Source organism: Microcystis sp. M049S2 (assembly GCF_020245625.1).
Taxonomy (GTDB): domain Bacteria; phylum Cyanobacteriota; class Cyanobacteriia; order Cyanobacteriales; family Microcystaceae; genus Microcystis; species Microcystis ichthyoblabe_A.
Map to the genome: position 1 here is coordinate 1 of NZ_JADBUN010000076.1, position 8390 is coordinate 8390.

General features: G+C 42.7%; 5 protein-coding genes. 2 read left to right on the top strand and 3 right to left on the bottom strand.

The window, feature by feature from the left end; all coding sequences use genetic code 11:
- Positions 1–423: 423 nt before the first annotated feature.
- Positions 424–2514, bottom strand: coding sequence for a PD-(D/E)XK nuclease family protein (locus IM496_RS06315; RefSeq protein ID WP_287661568.1), 2091 nt, complete (start codon positions 2512–2514; stop codon positions 424–426).
- 78 nt (positions 2515–2592) lie between these two features.
- On the opposite strand from IM496_RS06315, the gene IM496_RS06320 reads away from it, so the two are divergent.
- The gene (locus IM496_RS06320) at positions 2593–3930 is read left to right on the top strand and encodes a proton extrusion protein PcxA (protein WP_194015113.1); all 1338 of its coding nucleotides are present in this window, start codon (positions 2593–2595) and stop codon (positions 3928–3930) included.
- A gap of 35 nt (positions 3931–3965) precedes the next feature.
- Here IM496_RS06320 and IM496_RS06325 read toward each other — a convergent pair whose 3' ends face one another.
- On the bottom strand, positions 3966–4772 hold the full coding sequence (locus tag IM496_RS06325; protein WP_287661569.1) for an Rpn family recombination-promoting nuclease/putative transposase: 807 nt from the start codon (positions 4770–4772) through the stop codon (positions 3966–3968).
- Between the two features lie 139 nt (positions 4773–4911).
- Positions 4912–6219 (bottom strand): hemolysin family protein, encoded by a 1308-nt coding sequence (locus tag IM496_RS06330; protein WP_110578839.1) that lies wholly within the window; start codon positions 6217–6219, stop codon positions 4912–4914.
- A gap of 268 nt (positions 6220–6487) precedes the next feature.
- On the opposite strand from IM496_RS06330, the gene IM496_RS06335 reads away from it, so the two are divergent.
- Positions 6488–7972 (top strand): polysaccharide deacetylase family protein, encoded by a 1485-nt coding sequence (locus tag IM496_RS06335; protein WP_104398228.1) that lies wholly within the window; start codon positions 6488–6490, stop codon positions 7970–7972.
- Positions 7973–8390: the final 418 nt, after the last annotated feature.

Genomic DNA, 8390 nt, shown 5'->3' on the forward strand with positions numbered 1-8390 from the left:
CACATCTTTCTTAACATTTCAAACCTTTGTCGCACATGGCTTTCAAGACTCGGTTAACAATCTGTAATATTCCTTGTTGACACCCTTACTGACAAAGAAAAAACTGAAATCAAGTCAGGATAAGGGTTGGAGTGCTTACTGAAAAAATTGTTAAGAAAGATCCCTATAAGGGATAGCTTAATAAGGGGGGCATCTGACAACTTTTAACGCCTACCTACTTAGATAGTCAAGAGCTTGGCCGGTCGTCAAGACCAAATTAGGTTATAAGCTCAGACGCATCTTAACCGCCTATCCTTAGATTAGCTGAATCTCCCCCAATCCTTTTACTAAGTACCTAAGCAAAATTAATTACACATATCTAACCCCCCCTTTGCCTATTGCCTATTGCCTCTCCTAACCAAGAAGTTAATTTTTTTCTAGTGCTTAATCATATTCTTTTGCCGCTTGTACTAAGGATAAAAGTTGTCCAGTTTGATCGGTTCCCGATACTCCTAAATCACTGTGACAGAGTATAACTTTTTCGCTTACCCTTGCTAATAAATCCCTTAAAACTCTCTGTAAACGGGACTGATTTTCCTCTAATTCTGCTTCCGTTGTCCAGCGTTGATAGGGACTTTTTCGCCAAAAAATTGGCGCAGCAAAAAGAGTGGCAGCACCTCCTTGTTCCCAGAGTGGGGAGGAACAATCTAGCCAAAAATGCCAACGATGACTAGAACGAAAAGAACGATATTGAAAGATATTGCCTAGGGTAACTGCTGAGGAAGATTTAATAAATTGTCGCACAGGATAGGGATTAGCAGTAATTGTACCACGGCGCAAAAGTTGGATAAACTGACTAATAGTTTCGCTGGGACTTTGGAAAGATGGTTCACTCTCACGCAAACGGCGATCGATCTCCCAAAAATGTTGGGCAGTTTCCATTAATTCTCGCAAAGCTGCCAAGTGATCGAAGGGCAAATTTTCCCCATCGTTTAATAATTGTTCGATCGCTTGATTTAAGACAAAAATCGGGAAAAGTTTGGCTTCCTGCTGCCGTTTTTTCATCCCTTCGATCCAGTGACAAATTCTTTCGTAGGCAGTACAAGCTTTTTGTCCTAAGCGATCCCAACGGGGAAAAGTTTCGATCGCTAATAAACGGGGATTTTCCAGATCCACTTGATAACAATGATCGGCAATTAATCCAGCGCGAACCGGATCGATATCGGGAATTAAATTTTCTTCTTCATCCCAGCGATAACGGCTAAAAATCACCAGCATTTCCGCTATGGCCTCTTGGGGGGCTAAACGCCCCAAATTTTCATAAACAAGGGCGAGAAGGGTCAATAATGCCCGAATCAGAGGACAACTGATCAGGGGTCGTTGTTCGTTCAGGGGTTGAACGGCTATCCCGGCACCGGTTAAAATTTCCATCAGGCTATAACGGGCGATTTCGTCTAAACCGGGAGCAATAACGGCGATTTCTTCGGGTTTTACTGATCCTTGCTTGACTGCTTGAATAATAGCTGTGGCTGTCTTCCGTAACAATTCAGCGCGAGAGGTGGTTTGCAGGGAGATGAATTGATCGGGAAGATTGCCAAGATAGTCACCGTCGCTGATTAAGGAGAGAATCGTCTCGCTAAACTGAGCAGCTAACCCCTCAGTGGTGGATAATGGCATAATTTGACAGCGTTTCTCTAATTCGTGCAGATAATCGGGATCGGCAGTTAATCCTAAGCGAATTTTTCCCTGGGGATTGTAGGTAAAAACGCTAAAACAATCGTGATCGAGGAAAAAACTGAGTAAATCCTTGGCAATAGCCGGATAATCGTCCACATCGTCCGCAAAAACTCCCCGGAAGCGTTTTAATAGTTGCTGTTGATAACGAATATCAGGAAATAAATAGCGCCAATAGAGTTCGTAGATGATACCATAACTTAATAAACCACGTTCTAGAGACCAATCACGCCATTGAATGATTAATTCTCCCACTTTTTCTGGTATTTCCTGCTCATTAATCGCTAAAACTCGTTTTAAATCTGTTTCTGATAATCCTTCGGCTAATCTTTCGGGTATCTTTTCTGCGGGAACACCACTAGCGCCAGCTAATTGTAACAAGTCGAGAACTTGACGCACGAAACGATATTCATTTATGCTAGTAAGCTGGAAGAATTCGGCGATTGCTGGTTGCCAGAGACGGGTGGCGAGTTCCTGCTCCGTTTCTGGGCGTAATCGGCGGGGAAATTGCGCTTTTAGCCCCAAAAACTCGAAAATTAACGGCCAAAACAGAATGACTTCATCGGTGAGAAAACCTAAAGGGGTTTTGCAGAGAATCGGATAGCTACCCCTAACAGCAATGGCTAATCGATCGGCTAATTCCCGTTTATTATCATCGTTGGCAGCGAAAACTAAGATCGATCGAGGAAGGGGGGATGATTTTGAGTGATCGCGAGACACCCAGCGCTGGAATTCGCCGACTAAAGCGGTGGTTTTTCCCGATCGCGTGCCACCTTCGATCCAAATTGGTATGATTGACATCGTTTTTTCTCGATTGTATTTGTTAAGATAACTGATCGGTACTCTAGCTTTTCTCCCTTGTGGAAGTAATTGTTTCCTATGAATCTTAATCGGATTTTGCAAGGTGTTAATCAATGGTTATTACAAACTCCTGAACGTTCTTTAGATGAGGCTTATCACGCAGCTTTGAAGATTAAGGAGATAGAAGACAAGCATTTTCAAGGACGAAAAGTGGCGAATGAATTCTCAAATTATGGCAGCAGCACTAATTCCTATTTTATCGCAGAAGTTAAAGGTTATCTGCAAAAAATTAAAGTCAGACTGACGGAGTTTAAAGCTAGTCGCTCGATCGTTAATACCTTCGGACCAAATCAACCGACAATTAATAATGGGGTGATTACTGTCACCACAGATGTTTGTCTGAAAAAACTTCAGTTTATCGATAGTATTATCGGGAAATATCAAGATAACTATTGGCAAGAAGAGCTGCAAGATGTTCCCAAAAGTCTCCAGAACAGAAATTTTGAGCAGGAAACAGCGAAAAACAAGACTTCTAGAAATCGCTCTTTTTTAGCAGCGGGTAGTATTGAAGATGAGGAAATAATCAAAAGCAATAAATCCCAAAAAGCTACGGAAAAACCAGGGGTTTTACCCCGTTCTTTTGTCAATACTTTTAATCGCATTAAACAGGAAATTGATCCCCAAGCGGAGGAATCGGAGGAGGCAGTTTTAAAGAAATTTCGCAATTCTCGTTATAAAACAGCCATTTCCCTCAAGTTTATTTTACTGTTAATTATTGTTCCTTTATTAACCCAGCAATTAACCAAAACTTTCCTGATTACCCCCTTGGTTAATAAATATTTTCAACAACAGGAACAGTTTATTTTTATCAATCAGGATTTAGAAGAAGAAGCTTTTTCGGAATTGAGAAGATTTGAGGAAGCTTTACATTTTCGAGGTATGATTGGTTTAGCACCCAAATTATCTAACGAAGAAATCGAGGGAGAAATTACTAAAAAAGCAGCGGTACTAAGTGAAGAATTTCGCCAACGAGGTTTAAATGCGATCGCTAATATTTTCGCCGATATTTGTTCCCTGATTGCCTTTGGTTTTGTTATCGCTTTTAGTCGTCGGGAAATCGAGATTGTCAAGTCTTTTCTGGATGGCATTCTCTATAATCTTAGCGATTCAGCTAAAGCTTTTTTAATTATTCTCTTTACCGATATATTTGTCGGTTTCCACTCTCCCCACGGTTGGGAAGTTATCCTAGAAGGATTAAGTCGTCATTTCGGTTTACCGGAAAATCGCCAGTTTAATTTTCTCTTTATCGCCACTTTTCCCGTTATCTTGGATACAGTCCTAAAATATTGGATTTTCCGTTATCTTAATCGCATTTCTCCCTCGGCAGTGGCTACCTATCGTAATATGAATGAATAGGGTAAAATCGGGGAGAAACTTGATAATTTACCCTTCTAATTTGGGGGGGATAATCTTGCTGCCGTCTCTTGTACTTTGGTAGATTCTAATTGCAAAGCAGTGGCAATCTGTTCTATACTTAAACCTAAAGCTAGTAAACCAGCGATCGCTTCAGTTTTAGCTTCTTCACGACCTTCTTCACGACCTTCTTGTTTAGCTTCTTGATAAAGTCGAGTCTGTCTGAGATCATCTAATCCGAACATAGCTTCTAACTCCGTGCGACTAAGATTAGTAAATTTATAGGCTAAGGTTCTTTCAATTAATTCTATAACTTTTTGCTGGAAAACTAGATCATCAATTTCAGCGATCGCTTTTTCTAAAAGTGGTTTCCCTCGTTGCTGTGCTAATTGGGGTGTAGCGACAATTAACTGAATAATTCCTAAACCCAGAGACGGATCGAGATTATCGATTAATTCATCTAAATAAATACGTCTGATCTGTCCCGTTATCTCAAATCCCCGCAGTTGATAGGGAAAGTTATTATCCAGATCCCTGGAGGCAAATAAAGCGACAGCTATCCAATCCTGAACGGGTTTATACTGATTGAGATAGATGACAATTTCTGTTAAAAACCGCCAATAAAAATCACTTTTATCCTGAAATTGCACTTCAACAAAGTAAATAATTAGTTCCGGTGCTGCTGTGGTCGGTAAAAAAATACCGTCAAAACGACGAGCTAATTCTTTGATTTCTCGGGAGGAGAATTGATAATTTTCAGCTTTCTGGGTTGATTCTCCCAGTAATTCAAAAATTAACCCCGGAAAAGTTTGCAAGAGTTGATAAAAAATTGTATCGGTCTTCACAAGCTTAAAACAATCTAGATATTTACTAACAATTACTTAAGTAGTCGTGCAAAATAAATTTCCTAGTGAAGAAAGGCAAAAGGCAAAAGGCAAAAGGCAAGAGGTGGTTAGATATGTGTAATTAATTTTGCTTAGGTACTTACAAATCATCCAACAATAGCGTAACTAACACCTTATCGACGCGATTACCGTCCATATCCACCACTTCCAAACGCAACCTTTGCCATTCAAAATGATCGGCAGCCCCCGGAATCCTACCAAGATGGGTAATAATAAAACCCCCTAGAGTGTGATAATTCCCCTGTTTTTCCCCCGGTAATTCACTGATTTCAAATAATTCTTTAAAATCTTCGATCGCCACTGTGCCATCGATCAACCAAGAACCATCTTCCCGCTGCACGATCTGAGCATCTTCAATATTATCTAATTGGGGTAAATCGCCGACAATTGCCTCTAAAATATCCTGACGCGTCACCAATCCTTGAATCACCCCGTACTCATCCACTACCAAGGCAATATGATGACCACTTTGCTGCACCAATTCTAAAACCTTTAAACCCCTAGTGCTTTCCGGCACAAAAAGCGGCTGCTGTAAATCCTTCGTTAGGTCGAAACTTTCACCGGTTAAACAATCCGCTAATAAGTCTGTGACTTCAATTACCCCCAAAACCTCATCTAAACTGCCCTGACACACAGGAAAACGGGTATGATTGCTCTCAATTAGCTTCTGGCGGTTAATTTCGGCACTATCTTCCAAATCTAACCAAACAACATCCGGACGCGTGGTCATAATCTGACTTACTCGGCGATCGCTCAATCCTAACACCCTTTCCACCATATCCTGTTCTGCTTCCTCAAAGGTTCCCGCTTCGGTTCCCTGTTTAAGCATAATTTTCAATTCTTCTTCCGTAATGGGGGAATCATTATTATTACCGCTAATCCCCAACAAACCGAGAATCAGATTAGTCGATTGACTCAAAAGATGGACAACGGGCGAAACAATTTTGGATAACCTATTCAGAGGATCAGCAACGAGGATAGCGATTTTTTCAGGATTACTTAAACCTAACCGTTTCGGCACTAATTCCCCCACCACTAGGGATAGATAGGTAATAATTAACACCACTAATCCTAATCCCAAAGCTTGACTGTAGGGGGCTAAAACAGGAACTTGCGCCAATAATTGCGCCACACTGACCGATAAATTAGCTCCTCCGTAGGCCCCGGCAAAGATACCCACGAGGGTAATGCCAATCTGCACCGTCGATAAAATTTGATTGGGATCATTGGCCAATTTTAAGGCCACCGCCGCCCGTCGATCATCTCTGGCTAATTGTTCCAAACGGATTTTGCGGGCCGAGACAATGGCAATTTCCGAGAGAGCAAAGACTCCATTGAGGAGGATGAGGAAGAGGATAACAAGAATTTCGGTAGTCGCCGAGAACATGGTTAAAAGTTACAGGTAAAAGGGCGGATAGTTGTTTGTATCATAGTGCGAGGATCGGTTAAGTTCAGTAAAGAATCATCTTGATTTTTAACGAGTTACGAAGGCTTGTGTCTGGAGGGGGTTACTCCCAGTATAAATGGGATAGGATCAAGTCCGCACTCTTAGCTCAGTTAGCAGTGAACAGTCAGGAGTGACCTGTTGCCAGTAAAAAAAAGTTGTCCCTGGGAGAGTGGGGACAAACTCTCTCAATCTATTCGCCTGAAAAATTATGATCGCTACACCCGTATCATCGAAATCGAACCCTATCACGGAAATACGCCCCGGACTACCAACTATTTGCGGTTGGGAACAGGAAATCGCAGCGATTGTCAATCACGATGATCCGATCTTTTTACCGACAACAAATCTCAAATTAGACAATATTAAGGCTGGTTTTGCCTGTGCCTTGCATATGCACCAACCCACTATCCCGGCGGGTGTTAACGGGGAATTAATCTGCAATCTCCAGCATATGTTCGAGAATCAAGGGGATGGCGATAACCATAATGCCAGCGTTTTTGCCTGGTGTTACAGTCGCATGGGCGATTTTATCCCGGAATTGGTGGCGGAAGGCTGTAATCCCCGGATTATGCTCGATTATTCCGGCAATCTCCTCTGGGGTTTGGTGCAGATGGGACGGCAGGATATCCTCGATAAACTCAAATTAATCACCTGTAACAGTCAATATCAACCCTATGTGGAATGGTTGGGGACGATGTGGAGTCATGCGGTGGCTCCTTCCACACCGATTCCCGATCTCAAATTACAGATGCAAGCATGGCAAACCTATTTTGCCTCGATTTTTGGCCCGGATGCTCTGAAACGAGTCAAAGGGTTCTCTCCCCCGGAAATGCACCTTCCTAACCATCCCGATACCCTCTACGAGTATATTAAAGCTCTGAAAGAATGCGGCTATCGTTGGTTATTGGTACAGGAACACTCGGTGGAAAATCTCGACGGTTCGGGATTGAGTCAGGAACAAAAATATATTCCTAATCGCCTGGTGGCCCGTAATTCTCGCGGGGAAGTGATTGCGATTACTGCTTTGATTAAAACCCAGGGTTCCGACACCAAATTAGTTGCCCAAATGCAACCCTACCACGAGGCTAAATGCCGAGGTAAACAGCAAATCGGCGGCGTTTGGGTTCCTTCCCTAGGTTCCCAGATTGCCGACGGTGAAAACGGTGGCGTGATGATGAATGAATTTCCTCGCGATTTTCCCAATCCTTGGCGGGAAATGCAGGGGGGTTCCAGTGTGGCAGGATTTAACGGCACGGAATATCTGGAGTTAATCGAGGCTGCTGGCGTTAATCCCCAAGATTATCCCCCAATTCAAGCCGTACACCAGCATAAAATCTGGCAGCGAGTTAATCCGGATGCCGCTACCCCGGAAGCAGTGGAACAGGCGATCGCTGAGTTAAAACAGACCGACCACCGTTTTAGCATGGATGGGGCATCTTGGACAAATGATCTCAGTTGGGTGCGCGGTTACGAAAATGTCCTCGAACCGATGAACCAATTAAGCGCTCAATTCCACGAGAAATATGATCCTTTAGTACAGGCGGATCCTAGCTTCACCCGACGGCCGGATTATCTGGAGGCACTGCTTTATAATTTGCTCGTGCAAACCAGTTGTTTCCGTTATTGGGGCCAGGGTACTTGGACCGATTACGCCCGCACTTTATACGCAAGAGGCGCGGCCCTAACCCGCTAAGATAGTAAGGTATCTAGGGCGCAGATTCTGCGCCCTAGTAGCACAGATGTATTAAAATAAATCCTGTTTAAAAGGTATCGGGGAGCGGCGAGAAACAATCCATCTTCTTTACATTAATTTACGAACGTTCTCTTATAGCGTTTCCTAAGCTAGTGAGGTACACATATTTTTCTTCCCTTTTGCCTAAAACCAATAACTTTTGTACCTCAGCAGACTGAAAAACGCTATAAATGTTTTTTAGCTAACTAGGGCTTGCTGAATAAATCTAAAAACCTTTTTGGGTAAGACTTTTAGACCTTTTGTCAATCAAAAAGTACTGGATATGGGAGTGATCGGGGGGAAATTTAGGCACTTTTTCCCTGAAAATTAGGTAATTGGCCACCTCAAAACTGGTAAAACCCCACACCCCACACCCCAC